General features: G+C 64.8%; 17 protein-coding genes and 1 pseudogene. 5 read left to right on the top strand and 13 right to left on the bottom strand.

Annotated elements, in window-relative coordinates:
* Nucleotides 1–343 precede the first annotated feature (343 nt).
* Nucleotides 344–1,132, top strand: coding sequence for a CE1 family esterase (locus ACZ60G_RS10915; protein ID WP_465809292.1), 789 nt, complete (start codon nt 344–346; stop codon nt 1,130–1,132).
* A gap of 8 nt (nt 1,133–1,140) precedes the next feature.
* Here the strand turns inward: ACZ60G_RS10915 and ACZ60G_RS10910 are convergent, their stop codons facing one another.
* Nucleotides 1,141–1,311, bottom strand: coding sequence for a hypothetical protein (locus ACZ60G_RS10910; protein WP_387283708.1), 171 nt, complete (start codon nt 1,309–1,311; stop codon nt 1,141–1,143).
* Nucleotides 1,312–1,371: 60 nt separating this feature from the next.
* Between ACZ60G_RS10910 and ACZ60G_RS10905 the strand changes: the two genes are divergently transcribed.
* Nucleotides 1,372–2,283: a hypothetical protein gene (locus tag ACZ60G_RS10905; protein WP_465809290.1), complete on the top strand. Its 912-nt coding sequence runs from the start codon at nt 1,372–1,374 to the stop codon at nt 2,281–2,283.
* Here the strand turns inward: ACZ60G_RS10905 and ACZ60G_RS10900 are convergent, their stop codons facing one another.
* From ACZ60G_RS10900 to ACZ60G_RS10870, 7 genes are all read right to left on the bottom strand, one after another.
* Nucleotides 2,284–3,261 carry a glycine betaine ABC transporter substrate-binding protein gene (locus ACZ60G_RS10900; protein ID WP_465809289.1) on the bottom strand — a complete coding sequence of 326 codons (978 nt, stop codon included), beginning with the start codon at nt 3,259–3,261 and terminating at the stop codon, nt 2,284–2,286.
* Entirely contained in the window at nt 3,258–3,995 is a 738-nt protein-coding gene (locus tag ACZ60G_RS10895) for an ABC transporter permease (RefSeq protein ID WP_465809288.1), read from the bottom strand. Before ACZ60G_RS10895 ends, ACZ60G_RS10900 begins: the two co-directional genes overlap by 4 nt.
* Nucleotides 3,992–5,263, bottom strand: a complete 1,272-nt coding sequence (locus ACZ60G_RS10890; RefSeq protein WP_465809286.1) for an ATP-binding cassette domain-containing protein — start codon at nt 5,261–5,263, stop codon at nt 3,992–3,994. Before ACZ60G_RS10890 ends, ACZ60G_RS10895 begins: the two co-directional genes overlap by 4 nt.
* On the bottom strand, nt 5,260–5,904 hold the full coding sequence (locus ACZ60G_RS10885) for an ABC transporter permease (RefSeq protein WP_465809284.1): 645 nt from the start codon (nt 5,902–5,904) through the stop codon (nt 5,260–5,262). The genes ACZ60G_RS10890 and ACZ60G_RS10885 overlap by 4 nt, the downstream gene beginning before the upstream one ends.
* A 234-nt stretch (nt 5,905–6,138) precedes the next feature.
* Entirely contained in the window at nt 6,139–6,684 is a 546-nt protein-coding gene (locus tag ACZ60G_RS10880) for a DUF8020 domain-containing protein (RefSeq protein WP_465809282.1), read from the bottom strand.
* Between the two features lie 218 nt (nt 6,685–6,902).
* Nucleotides 6,903–7,301, bottom strand: a complete 399-nt coding sequence (locus tag ACZ60G_RS10875; protein WP_465809280.1) for a DUF3618 domain-containing protein — start codon at nt 7,299–7,301, stop codon at nt 6,903–6,905.
* Between the two features lie 2 nt (nt 7,302–7,303).
* Entirely contained in the window at nt 7,304–7,726 is a 423-nt protein-coding gene (locus tag ACZ60G_RS10870; RefSeq protein ID WP_465809279.1) for a phage holin family protein, read from the bottom strand.
* Between the two features lie 668 nt (nt 7,727–8,394).
* Between ACZ60G_RS10870 and ACZ60G_RS10865 the strand changes: the two genes are divergently transcribed.
* Complete coding sequence (locus ACZ60G_RS10865; RefSeq protein WP_465809277.1) at nt 8,395–8,658, top strand: MmyB family transcriptional regulator; 264 nt, start codon at nt 8,395–8,397, stop codon at nt 8,656–8,658.
* Nucleotides 8,659–8,719: 61 nt separating this feature from the next.
* Here ACZ60G_RS10865 and ACZ60G_RS10860 read toward each other — a convergent pair whose 3' ends face one another.
* A complete protein-coding gene (locus tag ACZ60G_RS10860) occupies nt 8,720–9,055 on the bottom strand; it encodes a winged helix-turn-helix transcriptional regulator (protein WP_465809857.1) in 336 nt (111 codons plus the stop codon).
* Between the two features lie 174 nt (nt 9,056–9,229).
* On the opposite strand from ACZ60G_RS10860, the gene ACZ60G_RS10855 reads away from it, so the two are divergent.
* Complete coding sequence (locus tag ACZ60G_RS10855) at nt 9,230–9,370, top strand: hypothetical protein (protein ID WP_465809275.1); 141 nt, start codon at nt 9,230–9,232, stop codon at nt 9,368–9,370.
* Nucleotides 9,371–9,404: 34 nt separating this feature from the next.
* Nucleotides 9,405–9,974, top strand: a complete 570-nt coding sequence (locus ACZ60G_RS10850; protein WP_465809273.1) for an SDR family oxidoreductase — start codon at nt 9,405–9,407, stop codon at nt 9,972–9,974.
* A gap of 627 nt (nt 9,975–10,601) precedes the next feature.
* Here ACZ60G_RS10850 and ACZ60G_RS10845 read toward each other — a convergent pair.
* From ACZ60G_RS10845 to ACZ60G_RS10830, 4 genes and pseudogenes are all read right to left on the bottom strand, one after another.
* On the bottom strand, nt 10,602–10,958 hold the full coding sequence (locus tag ACZ60G_RS10845) for a histone-like nucleoid-structuring protein Lsr2 (RefSeq protein WP_465809271.1): 357 nt from the start codon (nt 10,956–10,958) through the stop codon (nt 10,602–10,604).
* Nucleotides 10,959–11,546: 588 nt separating this feature from the next.
* Nucleotides 11,547–11,975: an ester cyclase gene (locus tag ACZ60G_RS10840; protein ID WP_465809269.1), complete on the bottom strand. Its 429-nt coding sequence runs from the start codon at nt 11,973–11,975 to the stop codon at nt 11,547–11,549.
* A gap of 36 nt (nt 11,976–12,011) precedes the next feature.
* A pseudogene (gene sigJ / locus ACZ60G_RS10835) lies at nt 12,012–12,907 on the bottom strand (RNA polymerase sigma factor SigJ).
* Complete coding sequence (locus ACZ60G_RS10830) at nt 12,904–14,085, bottom strand: NAD(P)/FAD-dependent oxidoreductase (RefSeq protein ID WP_465809268.1); 1,182 nt, start codon at nt 14,083–14,085, stop codon at nt 12,904–12,906. The pseudogene sigJ and the gene ACZ60G_RS10830 overlap by 4 nt, the downstream one beginning before the upstream one ends.
* Between the last annotated feature and the right edge of the window lie 109 nt (nt 14,086–14,194).

Here is a 14,194-nt window from a genome sequence, read left to right as displayed (position 1 = left end):
CGACAAGTTCGGCCGCTCTTGCCACCCATCGGCACACCCGCCCCGTCGAAGGCCCGGCGATGAGAACATACCTCTCATGATGAAGAACGATCCTTCCCACGCGGCACGAACGGCGCACCGCCGGATATGGACAAGCACCGCAACGGCGTTGGTTATGGCGGTGACACTCGTGTGCGGCGGCAACACAGCCGGAGCAGAGGAGCCGAACGCAGACGATCCAGTGGCTTCCGCAGGATGCGTCTTACCTGCACCCGCCCCGGGAACGTCCACCGGGCAGTTCGCGGCGGCGGGAAAATCGGGTAGCTACGTACAGGACATTCCCGCAGGGATATCGCCGCTACCGGTGGTCTTCGATATCCACGGGTACCTCGAGCTCGCCCAGATCGAACACGTCGCCACCGGTGTCGGCCAATTCGGAATCGAGCACGGATTCGCGACGATCACCCCCCAACTCGACGAACCCGGTTGGCCGCGCTGGGATTTCAGCGAAAACAGCGACGATGTCGCCTATCTGTCGGAACTGCTGACGCATGTGGAATCGACACTGTGCGTCGATCTGCGGCGAGTGTTCGTCACCGGACTGTCGATGGGCGGCTTCACCACTTCGTCGCTGGCATGTCAGCTCGCGGACCGGATCGCGGCCGTCGCACCGGTAGCCGGACTGCAGGACTTCGCCTGGTGCCATCCGGCACGTCCGATACCCGTCATAGCGTTCCATGGGACAGCCGACCCGTTCGTCGCCTACACCGGCGGACCCGGTCCCAACGCCCAGTTGCTGCCCTCGGCCGATGGTTCGGGTTCGGCGGCCGGGCGGGGCGGCACCATGCCGAGCGGCGTCGACGGTCCGGGACCGGCGAGCATCCCGACGCAGGCGGCCGCGTGGGCGCACCGCAACGGCTGCGGGCCCGAGCCGGAAGAGCGCCGGATTGCCAGCGACGTCACCATGTTCCGCTACCCGTGCCCCGTAAACGGCGCCGTCGAGCTATACGCGCTGCTGGGCGGCGGGCACACCTGGCCGGGCTCGCCGCCGATCGCCCCCGAACCACTGGTCGGCGCTACCGCATCGCTCAGCGCTAATCGGATCATGTGGGATTTCTTCCAGGCCCATCCGCGTACTGGTCCCCTCCGGTGAGCGCTGATTCACCAGCGGTACCAGCGACCGCGGGTCCCCGCGGTATCGGCCGACCGGAATACAAAGCCGAGCGCCCAGATCACCAGGACCGCAATCGCGACCCACCATAAAGCCTTCACTGCGAACCCAACGCCGAACAAGATCAGCGCAAGCAGCAGGACCAGCAACAGAGCAATCATTTTCTTCTCACCTCCACCGCTCGCATACCCGGCAACCAGCACAAATAACGGATCTCGCCGATGGGATCGAGGGTGCTGTCCGCGCCGACGCGCCGGGCTCAGCGGCGTATCTCGACGGCTTCGGAGAACAACCCGATTCGCGGCACCTTCATGAAGTACGGTCAGGCCATGTCCGAGGACTGTGTGGAGCGAGCCGAAGTAGCGCAATCCAACACCTACACCTGGGAGGTTGTCGGGAGCGGTCCGATCGGGAAATCCGTTGTCGACTCCGGTGACGGCGAATTCGGCATTCCCGATGACTGCACCGGCCGCACCTGCACCAACCACATCGAGGTCGGTACCGCGGTGTTCGACCGGGTCGTCGCAGACATCATGATCGAATACCGAAACGCGGTCCTGGACGCCCGCCTCGAGGACGAATCCGATCCGGACCGGCCGCTGGAGCAGGTCACCATCCAGGTCTGCGATGGCAATGGCGTCGAAATGCTTTCGGCGACAGCAGTATTGACCTATCCCGTGGTCACCGTCGCGGACACCGAGACCTACCGTAAGCAAGTGGCGCTGGCCGAGAAACGGGAACGGCGACGACGTGAACGCCGCGATAAAGCCATCGCCGCGGGAACCCGCGCCCCACGGTCGGGACCCGCCGACCCACGACTGGCCGGACTCATCCTCAACCTGCGCGTCGAAGCCGACACCGTGCGCGAGGAAGTCCCGGACGCCGACCACTGCCGAGAACAATTGGCATTGGCCCAGAACACCGTACAGTCCGCCACCGAAGCTGCCGCTCGTGCGCGAATAAGCGGCACGCAAGGTGAGTTCGACCATGCCCACGCCTTTATCCAACGCTGGACACCACGCATAAACCGCTGGGCCGCATTCCTCGAACTGACCACCGAGGCCTACGCCGACGCGGACGCCGTCGACGCCCTCGCCGACCGCATAAGCCTGCAACCCCCGGTCGACAATTAGCTATTCGATCAGCTTCTCGCTTTTCAGCCAGCCGTAGGCGACATCGGCGGGATCCTCGCCATCGATATCGACGCGGCCGTTGAGGTCCTGCATCAGCTCGTCGGTGAGGTGTTCGGAGATCGTGCCGAGCAGGGTTCGCAACTGCGGGTAGCGGTCGAGGACGACGCCACGCACGACCGCGGTACCGCTATACGGCAGGAAGAACTTCTTGTCGTCGTCGAGGACGACCAGATTCAGGTTCTTGACCCGACCATCGGTGGTGTAGATCATGCCGAAATTGCACGGCGCGCCCTTGGCCGTCGCCGTGTAGACGACACCGGCGTCCATGCGCGTGACATTGCCGGAAGGAACACCGTTCGGATCGTTGTAGGGGATCCCGTACTTCTGCAGCATCGGAATGAAACCGTCGGAGCGGCTGAAGAATTCATCGTCGACGCAGAAGGTTCGATCGGGCACCGGGAGCGCGGCGACCTCGGACAGCGACTTCACCTGCAGGCGTTCGGCATTCGGCGTCGATGCGCCGAATGCGTAGGTGTCATTGAAATTGGCCGGCGGCAACCACTCCAGGTCGTGATCGCGCTTCTCGATGTCATGGACTCGCTGCCAGAGTTCCTTCGGATCCGAGATCGTCTCGGTCTCGTTGTGGTAGTTGACCCAACCGGTGCCGGTGTACTCCCACAGCACATCGGCATCGCCGTTGAGCTGGGCCTGTCGAGACGATGCGGAACCCGGCGCTCCGGTCAGGTCCGTGACGTGAGCGCCCGCCGCGGCCAGGTAGGTCGCGGTGATCTTGCCGAGCAATACCCCCTCGGTGAAGCTCTTCGAGGTGACGACCAGCTTCGCACCGTCCAGCGGCCGTTCGCCGCCGGGCAGCCGCGCATCGTGGAATGTTCCGGACGAGCTCACCAGACCCCATCCGGTGAGCATCGCCGTTGTCGCGACGAGTGCCGAAACCAGTATGACCAGTGGCGATCTCATGACACACCTCGCGGAGTCGCGGCCAGTTCGACGAGTCTGCCGAGCCAGTCGATGATCAATGCGAGTAGTCCGACGAGGATCGCGCCGGAGATGAGCAGCTTGGGCAGGAAGAGGGTGACGCCGGTCGTGATCAGCGTGCCGAGGCTGGTCGCGCCGATGAAGGTGCTCAATGTCGCGGTACCGACCAGGATTACCAGCGCCGTACGGACACCGTTGAGGATCACCGGCACCGCGAGCGGGAGCTCGACCTGGAACAGTGTCCGCGTGCCGGAGAAGCCGATACCCCGCGAGGCCTCGATCGTGCGCTGATCCACCTGCCGCAGCCCGACGATGGTGTTCTGCAGGATGGGCAGGATCGCGTACACGACGAGACCGACTATCGCCGTGCGGAATCCGGTGCCCAACCAGAAGGTGAACAGGACGAGCAGACCGACCGCGGGCGCGGCCTGGCCGATATTCGCGATATTGACGACGATCGGCTCGAACCGCTTCAGCGCGGGCCGGGTCAGCGCGATGCCCACTGGAATCGCGACAACGACAACGATCACCGTGGCGACCACGGTCAGCTTGATGTGGGCGAGAATCGTGGTCTGCAGATTGGCCCAGCCGAGGGACGCCCGCTCCGTCGCGGTGAAAGTCGTCGAGCGATACCAGATGACGTATCCGGCCGCGATGACACCGATGACGAGCGGTTCGAACCACACGTCGATCGGAATGCGGCGCAGCCGATTCATGACTGCCCGGCCGATCCGGGTTCGTCGTCGGCGGCCACCACCGGGGTCGGCGCCGGATCGGTTCCATCGACGTACGTCTCGTACGACAGGTCCTCGCCATCGACGGTCCCCTCGGCGAGTTTGGCCCGAATCACCTCCGTCACCGAGTTGATGCTGAGCGAGCCGACCACCGCGCCGCGGCCGTCGGTGACGAGCGCGGCACCTTGGCTGGTCGCGAGCATGGCGTCGAGCGCGTCGTTGAGGGTCGAGGATCGCGCGACGACAGGCAACCGCCGATCGAGAAAGTCGGAGACCTCCGGTTTTGTCGCGACCTCGGTAAGCGAGGGCCACGACCGGGGCCGCCCAGCCTCGTCGACGACGACTATCCAGGTGTGTCCGGCGGCCTTCGCACGTTCGATCACCCCCTGCGCCGACTCCCCCACCCGAGCGGTGAGCACCTTGTCGTAAGCGACATCGCGCACCCGCGAGACGGTCAGATAGGCCAGTTTCGCGCCGGATCCGACGAATTCCTCCACGAACGGTGTGGCCGGATCGGTGAGGATCTCTTCCGGGCGCGCGTACTGCTCGACGTGACCGCCTTCGGACAGAATGAGCACCTTGTCGCCGAGCTTGGTGGCCTCCTCGAAGTCATGGGTGACGATAACGATGGTCTTACCGAGTTCGTGCTGGATCGCGATCAGACTGTCCTGCAGGCGAACCCGGGTAATCGGATCGACCGCGCCGAACGGCTCGTCCATGAGCAGCACCGGCGGGTCCGCGGCGAGCGCGCGGGCGACGCCGACCCGCTGCTGCTGTCCGCCGGACATATCCTTGGGCAGCCGCTCGGCGAAGGTGCCCGGATCGAGACCGACCAGATCGAGCAGATACTCGGTCCGCTCGGCGATCCGCTTCTTGTCCCATCCGAGCACCCGCGGGATGGCGCCGACATTCTTGGCCACCGACCAGTGCGGGAACAGCCCGCCGGACTGGATGACATATCCGATCGACTGCCGCAACTTGTCCGGATCTTCCCTGGTGACATCGCGGCCGCCGATGAAGATCCGGCCTTCGGTCGGCTCGATCAGCCGGTTGATCATCTTGAGTGTGGTCGTCTTGCCACAGCCGGACGGGCCGACGAACGCGACGATATCGCCCGCAGCGATGTCCAGATCGAGCCGCTCGACCGCCGGTTTCGCCTGGCCCTTGTAGCGCTTGACAACCGAATCCAGCTCGATGGACGCACCGGTGACATTGCGCTCCGGTGCGGTCGGCGCGGGTTGGCTGGTCATGACAGTCCCTTTGCGATCGTGAGGCGTCCGAGCAGGACGAGGAGCGCGTCGAACACCAACGCGATGAGGACGATGAGAATCGTTCCCGTCAGCGCCATTTCGAGCGCATTCGCCCCGCCGAGCCGTGAAAGGCCGTTGAAGATCAGCGATCCGAGGCCGGGGCCGAGAACATAAGCGACGATGGCGGCAACGCCGACGATCATCTGCGTGGACACCCTGATCCCGGTGAGGATTACCGGCCAGGCAATGGGCAATTCGACGGTCAGCAGAATGCGCCATCGTGAAAAGCCGATCCCGCGTGCGGATTCGACGACCGACGCGGGCACCGACCGCAGGCCCACGATCGCATTGCCGATCACCGGCAATGCGGCGAAGAACGCCAGCATGATGAACGACGGGACCACACCGAGCCCGAACGGGACCAACAGCAGCGCCAACAGCGCGAGCGAAGGAATCGTCAGCGCGACCCGGCTCGAGGTCAGCGAAAGCGCGGACAACAGCGGAAGCCGATAGACCGCCACCGCGATGAGGACAGCCACGACAGTCCCCATGAGCACCGTCTGAAACGCCAGGGAGGCATGCTGATACGTCAGGAACGCCAGAACCTCGCCCCGTCCTCGGATGTAGCTCCACAAATGCACGGAATTCCCATCGTCAGCCGAAGATCGATCGGTACCTGTAACCAGACGCACGAATTGTCAAAGACTAAACGAAACTGCCGCTCGGTGCCGGACGGCACGCGGCGGCGAATGGCTCACGGTATTGGTGAAATTCACCGTAGGCGCGTGCGGGAAATATCGGGGGTGGGCCGACAGACGCGAGTCCCTGTGTGCCGCTGCTGTTCGGTAGCGGCACACAGGGACTCGAAGTCGGAATCAGGGGGTGGAGTAGCCGATCAGGGCGCCGATGCCCGCACCGATCGGGATGGTGACGAGGGCACCGACACCACCGAGGAAGAAGCCGATCACCGCGCCGATCCCGGCGCCGATGAGCGCGCCGATCCCGGCGTTGTACTGCTTGCGGGCGATCGTGTCGGAGGCCTCATCGATTGCCTGCGCGGTCCGCGTGGTGTCGGATTGCGCTGTGAGGGTGAGGGTTCGGCCATCGTTGGCGATCTCCGGCGTCAGGGCGACGGTCCCGGCGGCGGTCTGCAGCCCCAGCGGGATCGAGGTCACCGCATTGCCCGCGGCGTCGGTGAGGGTGATCGAAAGAGCATCGGCAGCCACGGTGAACCGTCCGGCCTCGACGGTGGTGCTGACTCCTCGGCGGTCTGCTGTCGGTGCGGTGATGAAGTTGATGCCGTGATCGGTCGCCTGCACGGTGGTGTCGGTTGCTACCGGCTGGGCCTGCACGGCGCCTGCGGTAATGCCGGTCGCACCGATCGCGAGCAGGGCGGTGGCGGCGAACTTGGTGGCGCTCATAGTTTCCCCACATTTCATCGGCTGTCGCGCGCCGACACGTGCCTGAAAGCCCGTGCCGGGCCACGTGATTCAGTCGACCACATCTGTGATCGAAAGGTAATAGTACCGTCCGAGAGCAACCCCTGCGGGCTGCTACTCGGACAGTCGGGGTGCCGAACATGTTGCCGCCCAACATCTCCGGCAGCGCGAGGGGTCAGCAGATGGTGCGGGTTCGCAGGTCACTGCCGATGACGACGGCGGCGCGGTAGCCTTCTTTTGCCCAGGTTGCGACGGTCACGCAGGATGAGCCAGGTCACCAAGGCCGCGATCGCGGCGGTGACCGCGGCCGCGACGGGCACCGGGCGACTGCGCGTCACGGCGGCGAACTGGACGGCGCGGTCTTGCGTTGCGGCGCTGGCTCTCTCACGCTTGTCCCGCACGGTTTCCGCCGCATGATGCACTTTCGCGCGGGCGTTGTCCACGGTCTGATGCAGTTCTGCCTCGGCTCTGCCCTTCACATCGAGCTTGCCGGTCAGTTCCGCCATGGTCTGTCCCAGCTCTTGTCTGGCCAGGTCGCGATCGGCGCGCAGCAGCTCCGCCTCGGGCGATCCGACTGAAGGGGTGCTCTCGTCACTCATCACTATCCTCCGATCTTGATCGCATGGATGTCTTGCTGTATTCCGGTGATCGCCTCCTGCGGAAGCAGCGGCACCGCCTTCTGCAGGTCCTTCCTGCCGATGGCGGCCAAGGCGGCGCCGACGAGGAGCAGTACCGCCCCGACGATCAGCGCGGCGGCCCAGCCCGACAGTGGACCCGCGAGGGCGATGATCACCGCCGCGATGACGGCGGCGGCGCCGTAGCATGCCGTGAGCGCCCCGGCACCGGTCACAACCGCGCCGCGCCCCAGACGTTTGCCTTTGCTCTGTACTTCGAGTTCCGCGAGCTTGATCTCGTCCCGGATCAGGCGGGCCATTTGCTCGGTCGCATCGTTGACGAGCTCGGCAACCGACCGTGTCTCCGTGGGCGACGTTTCGATATACGACCCGGTGGGTGTTTCGGTCATGGCGATTCCTAGGTATTCGGGGAACAGCTCCAGATATGTCCGAGTTGGCCCGCTTTGCGACTTTCAAACCCACGAGGGCCGGATCGTCCGAGTGCCGGGCCACGATGCCGGATGCGGGCACCAGGATGGTTCCACCGCGGGCGCAGATCGGTGCCGGTATCGGCTCGCAGAGCACGGCACCAGATGACTCGATGAGGTGGTCGGCGGCTCCCACGGCCCGCCCGTTTCGGGCAGCCTACTGACATATTTCGTATGTCGACAAACTTCTCGGTCGCGGCCGTCGCCGTGCTCTGCGCCGCTGCGACCGCCCAGGCCCCGACGCCGCGCCGCATTCTCGCCGCGGTCGTCGTGATCGCATTGCTGCCCTTGCCGTTTCAGTTCATGGTGTTCATGCGCACAGACATCTATTTCGTGCTGCAGGACCTCACCGCATGCCGCGACCCTGTACGGCGACGGCATCGCATATGCGCGCTATCTCGGAAACCGGCTGCGACATACCATCTTTCGCCGAACCGATACGACAAAAGATCCCAGCCTCCGCCTGCCGTCGCACGAACGCCGCGCGGTGCGCGTCTACAGCATCGTCCTCGTCCTGGGAACCGTGCTATGTCCGGCCTACGCCTTCTACAGCCCGCTGTACCCCGACCAACTGCATCGCGATCGGCGAAATGTCCACGCGCAGCGAAGAATTCCGCTGGGCCGAACACAATGTGTGCCTGCACCACACCGGCACCAAACGCTTCGACCATCCCGTGGTGGGCGATATCGAGGTCTACGAAACGATGCCGCTACCAGCCGATCCCGGTCTGGTCTTGACCATCTACAGTCCAGAACCGGCCAGCCCCTCGGCCGATGCCATGCCCCTGCTCGCCACCTGGGCCACCATCCACCTCGGCAGCCCCGCCCCCGATCGAACGCTGCGCAACCCCTGATACCCCGGGCGTGAAGAGCGTGACGTCGTAGCGGACGGCAGCGCATCGTCCGCCCTGCCTGTCAGGACGCGGCTGCGGTGGCGCGGGCCCGGTTGTCCCGGATTTCGTCGTGATGCTCGGAGGCCCAGGTGATCAGGGACGTGACGATCTCGAGCAGACTGCGGCTGAGTGGGGTGAGGGCGTATTCCACGCGCGGCGGCACCTCGGCATAGGCGGTTCTGGTCACGAGTCCGTCCTGCTGCAGCTGACGCAGTGTGAGGGTGAGCATGCGTTGGGATATGCCGGGAACGTCGTGCTGTAGGTCGGTGTAGCGCCGGGGCCCGGCGTCCAGGACGGCGATCACCAGCATGCTCCACTTGTCCCCGACACGGTCCAGTACCTGCCGAATGAACTCCATCTGCTCGGCGGGGATGCCGGCGCACGGCCCGCGGCCCGCGGCAACGCTCGATCGGGCGGTGACCTCCATGGCGCACATTCCTCTCCGGCACAGACATCGATGTGCCTTTTGTACAGCCTTCAATACAGGCCCATTATGGCGTTACACACAAACAGTAGGAATTGGAGTCGCGACATGAGGATAGAGATCTGGGCCGAGGTCACCTGCCCCTGGCGCGGTCTGGGCAACCATCGCCTGAATCGGGCGGTCGAGCAGTTCGAGCACGGTGACCAGCGCCTGACCACTCACCCACGCCTGGCCCATCCACGCACCTAGCCCATTCAAAGGAGTAGCTCTATGTCCAAAGTGATTGCCATCTTCGGAGCCGGTACCGGCCTCGGCGTCTCCGTCGCCCACCGCTTCGGGCGCGAAGGCTTCCGCGTCGATCGACGTCATCGAATACGGGCCGATCGGCGGTGAGCAGGGCTTCACCCCGGCCACCCGACTCGACGCGACCACCCTGCAAGGGCTGATCCCGCTGCTGCTGCTCACCCCGGTGGAGGTGGTCCGCGCCGTGCTGCCGGAATGGACCGAGCGCGGCGACGGAGCCTTCCTGCTGACCCACGGCTATTCGGCGGCGCAGCCGATGCCCCACCTCAGCGGTGTCGGCCCGGTGATGTCCGCCGCCCGCAACTACCTGTACTCCCTCAACGGTGAGCTCGCCGACACCGGCATCTATGCCGGCACCCTCTCCATCGGAGCGATGATCGCCCGCAGTGAAGCGGCCGACGCGGTGGAGGCCGATTCGGACTCGCCTGCAGCCTTCCCCGTCGTCGACCCCGACGACCTCGCCGAGCACTACTGGGACATGTACACCAAACGCGACCGCGTCGAGCAGATCTATCCCGAATCCCTTGCCCCACAAACCATCGCAGGCTAACGCGACACAGTATCGACTCGGCCGGGAATCCCGAGGCGTAGGTTCCGGCGTAGCCGGTGCACCCGAATCACGAAGTGCCCCTTACGGATTGCCCCGCAGACGGGGCCTCGGGACTTGCCTGCCGTTGGCCGGTCAGCTCGTTCCCATGCGCCCCACGAGATGAAAGATGCGACTGAGTTGGCGTATGGATCTCGCCGACTGGCTTCGAGTTCGACTGCGGCCGTGGCCGCTACCTGCTTCGAATCGCTGGGACCCAACTCAGCTCCGCTGAACTCGAGCAAGTCGACGAACAGCCACACCCCATACCAGCGCAGTGGCTCCACGTCCCGGCTCCACACGAATTCGCTGAGCTACTCCACCGTGGAGTCGTTGTCCAGCCTTGTCCAGCATCGCCGGCGACGGATCGAGCAACGCCACGTCGTAACCGGCGCGGTTCGCCGCCTGCGGTGACAGCGAAGTTCGTGATCTTGTGCGGGCTCGGCTCGCGCACATGTGGGCCAAGGGGGTGCGCACTCGTATCCAGGCGGGTCTTTTCGAGCACATCACCACTGACACCAACCGATGAAATCGGCGCTCAGCGAGGAATAAATCTCCTATTCCCGCGAATAGCCGGCCGTGGCGGACGGATTACTTCCTGGCGGCGTTGTAAGCGGCGACGATGTCAGCGGAGATCCGGCCGCGCGCCGATACCTGGTGCCCATTTTTGCGGGCCCATTCTCGGACGGCGAGCGACTGTTCCCGGTCCACCGTCGACCGAATGTCCTTACCGATGCCTCCGGTTTTGGTCTTGGACCTGGACTTCAGCCGCCCGAGCTTGCGCGCGTTCCCCGTCCAAGGCTCCAGTACCGCACGGAGCTTTCCGGCATTCTTTTTCGAAAGATCGATCTGATAGGTAACTCCGTCGAGGGAGAACTCAACGGTCTCATCGGCTTTCGACGTGCCATCCAAATCGTCGACCATGGTCACGGTCACTTTCTTCGCCATGAGTCAGCCCTTCATGTATGAGCATTTCTTCGGCATGCTGATGGTAGTTGCCACTATATCCAACATTGCAGTGCGATATGTCGACGCACAAGCAGACGATGTTCTGCAGCGCTCGCTGTTCGCCTGCCTATTTCACCACTCATCCGGACCGATCAAGCGACCGTGATATCGGTGAGCAGCATTTCGACGCGAAACATTGCTCGCTGGACGACACGTTCCCGGGTGCCACATGAATACGGCCATAGTCGATCGTCGTGATGGCCGACTCGGCGAGCCCTCGAGGCGAGGGAATCCCATCCGCGTGCTCCGCCAACTACCATCGGGCCACGGTTGAGGTTTCGGAGGCAATTCGTGAAAGTCATTCACCGCTGAGCGAGATGCCGGCGGGCGTACCGGTGCACTCGGCCGTGGCAGCGGCTGTACATGCGGCGTGTTGCAGACCGCGCCGCAGCCCGTGGACTCCCGCGCACTGCTCGTCTGGTCGATGCGCGGACCCCGATGGGCCGTGGGAACGAATCCGGTTGTACTGCGGGAATATTCACGGAGCCGCGGTCCTCGCGATGCGGCGCAGGGCCGGACCGCACGAGACTAGGTCGGGATAACGCCGAGTTGTTGCATCTGCGCGAAAACGTCTACGACTCCCCAGATCTCAGCGATTCGGCTGTCGGTGAAGCGGACGATGAAGATCTCGTTGTAGCGCACGGATTTACCGGTTGGCGGCAGGCCCCGGTACTCGCCCTGGTGCGTTCCGGTAACCGTGTTCCGGAAGACGACCTTGTCACCCTCGGCGATCACATCCTCGACCGCGACATGAATGTCGGGGAACGCGCGAAGGAGCACCGCCCACACCTGTTCGAGTGCCTGCGCCCCCGACATTTCCATCGGCACCGGCGCGTGGAACAGCATTTCCGGCTCGACGACCTCGTCGATCGTCTTCGCGATGACCTCCAAATCGCCGCTGTTGACGGCGTCATGAATACGGCTGAACGTCGCTTTGTTGCTTCGAGTTGTTGACATGTGGCTTCTCCTGGGATTGGTATGAACGGTTGTCGGCTACCGGCTGATCTGACGCGGAACCACCATGGCGAGTTTGTCCGGATTGCGGATGGCATAGAAGTTGGTGATCTTGCCGTCGATGATCTCCATCAGGAAGACCCCTTCCAGGTGATCGTCGCTGTGGACGGCCATCGCGGGCGTGTTGTTGCAGTTGACCATCTCGATCCGCAGGTTCGGCCTCTTCCTCGCCCGATGGAACAGGTCCATAAGGCGCGCGGCCACCTTTTCCGCGCCCACCACCGGCCGGCGCGCCGCGACGGCCTTGCCGCCGCTGTCGGCGGTCCAGGTGGCGTCCGGTGCGAGCATCGAGAGCAGCGCCTGCGTGTCACCGGTGGCCGCAGCTGTCATGAACTGCTGCGTGATCTGCGCGATCTGCGCCGCGTCGACGGGTTCGAAGCGTTTGCGACGCGCCTGCACGTGCGAGCGGGCGCGGTGCGCCACCTGGCGCACCGTCATCACGGATTTGCCTACCGCTGCGGCGATGTCGTCGTAGTCGAAGCCGAACACCTCGCGCAACACGAACACCGCACGCTCATCGGAGTGAGTGTTTCGAGCAGCACGAGCATCGCCATCGACACCGACTCGGCGAGCACCACGTCGGCCGACGCGTCGTGCTCGTCGAGCAGCAGCGGCTCGGGCAGCCACGGTCCGATGTAGTCCTCGCGGCGGCGCGCGCCGGCCCGCACGGCGTTGAGCGCCTGACGGGTCACCAGCCGTGCCAGATACGACTTGGTATCGCGCACCGTCGCGAGGTTCACCTCGGCCCACCGCAGATAGCTGTCCTGCAGCACGTCGTCGGATTCGGTTGCCGAACCGAGGATTTCGTAGACGATCGTGAACAACAGCGGCCGCAGCACGGTGAACCGCTCGGCATGCTCGTCGGCCATCATCAGGATGTAGCCATTGGCGCAGCGGGAGCCGACTGCTCAGGACGCGGACCGCCCTTGGGCCAGATCAGCGAACCCGGCTTGCGGGCCTCACGACGCATCTTCCACACCGCGACCTTGCAGGTCATCTCCTTGATTCTCGCGCCCAGGCGGCCGCCGATGTATAGGTTCACCGCGATGTCGTCTTTGCGGGCGAGCTGTCGGATGCCGACGCGACGGCCGAGGCTGACGCACGCCCCCGTGAGGGCCAGGTCGAGCATCGCGGGTTCGGTCCCCGCGATGTGACTCAGCACGGTATCGGCGGCATGCGCCCCGAGCGGCCCCGCGCCCTGGCAGCTCATCCGCAGTGGCCGGCCCGACGGTGCGGCGGCGTCGCCGGTCGCCACAATGCGGTCGTCGTCGATGCTGGTCAGCGTCTCGTCGGTGAGCAGCCTGCCCAGCGCGTCGGTCTGCAGCCCGCTCTCGGCCGCCAACTCCGGCACGCCGAAACCCGTTGTCCAGATGGTGAGTTCGCTCGGATGCACCGCACCGTCGGCGAAGACGACCGCATCCGGGCCGACCTCGGTCACCACATCGGCCCCGAGCACGGCGACACCGTGCCGCGACAGCCACTTGGCGACGTAATGGCGACCCGGCGCACTCAGCGACGGCATCAGGGTTCCGCCACACACCAGCGTGACCGTGCGTCCCTGTTCGGCCAGTTCGGCGGCCGTCTCGATGCCGGTCGGTCCGCCGCCGACCACGGTGACCGGAGCATCGAGCGGCAATTCGTCCAGCCTGGCACGCACCCGCTGCGCGGACTCGAATTCAGCGATGGGGAAAGCGAACTCGGCCGCGCCGGGCACCGACGGTATCGCCGCAGTGCTGCCGACCGCGTAGATGACATGGTCATAGTCCAGCACGCGCCCCGACGCCAGCCGCACCACCCGGGCAGCGGTGTCGATCCGCGTGGCGCTGTCGACAACCAACCGGATGCCCTCGCCGAGCAGCGTGCCATAGTCGATCGTCGTCTCACCGGTCCCGGCTACGAACTGGTGCAGCCGGACTCGGTCGACGAACTCCGAGCGTGGATTGACCAGCGTGATATCGACATCGGTGCGCATCCGCAGATGGTTGGCCGCGAGTGTCCCGGCGTAGCCGCCGCCGATGACGACGACCTTGTGGAGTGTGTCGTGTTCAGTCATGCCCTCGAGACACCGCAAACCGCCGAAACGTGACACGGACATGACGTGAAGTGCGTCACTCCAATCGAGCCGACCCCCATTTCGTTGGCGCAACCAATGGAAACTTGTA

The sequence above is a fragment of the Nocardia sp. NPDC102475 genome, from assembly GCF_055584605.1.
The sequence above is the reverse complement of the archived record's forward strand: the minus strand, read 5'-3'. Positions and strand labels throughout refer to the sequence as shown.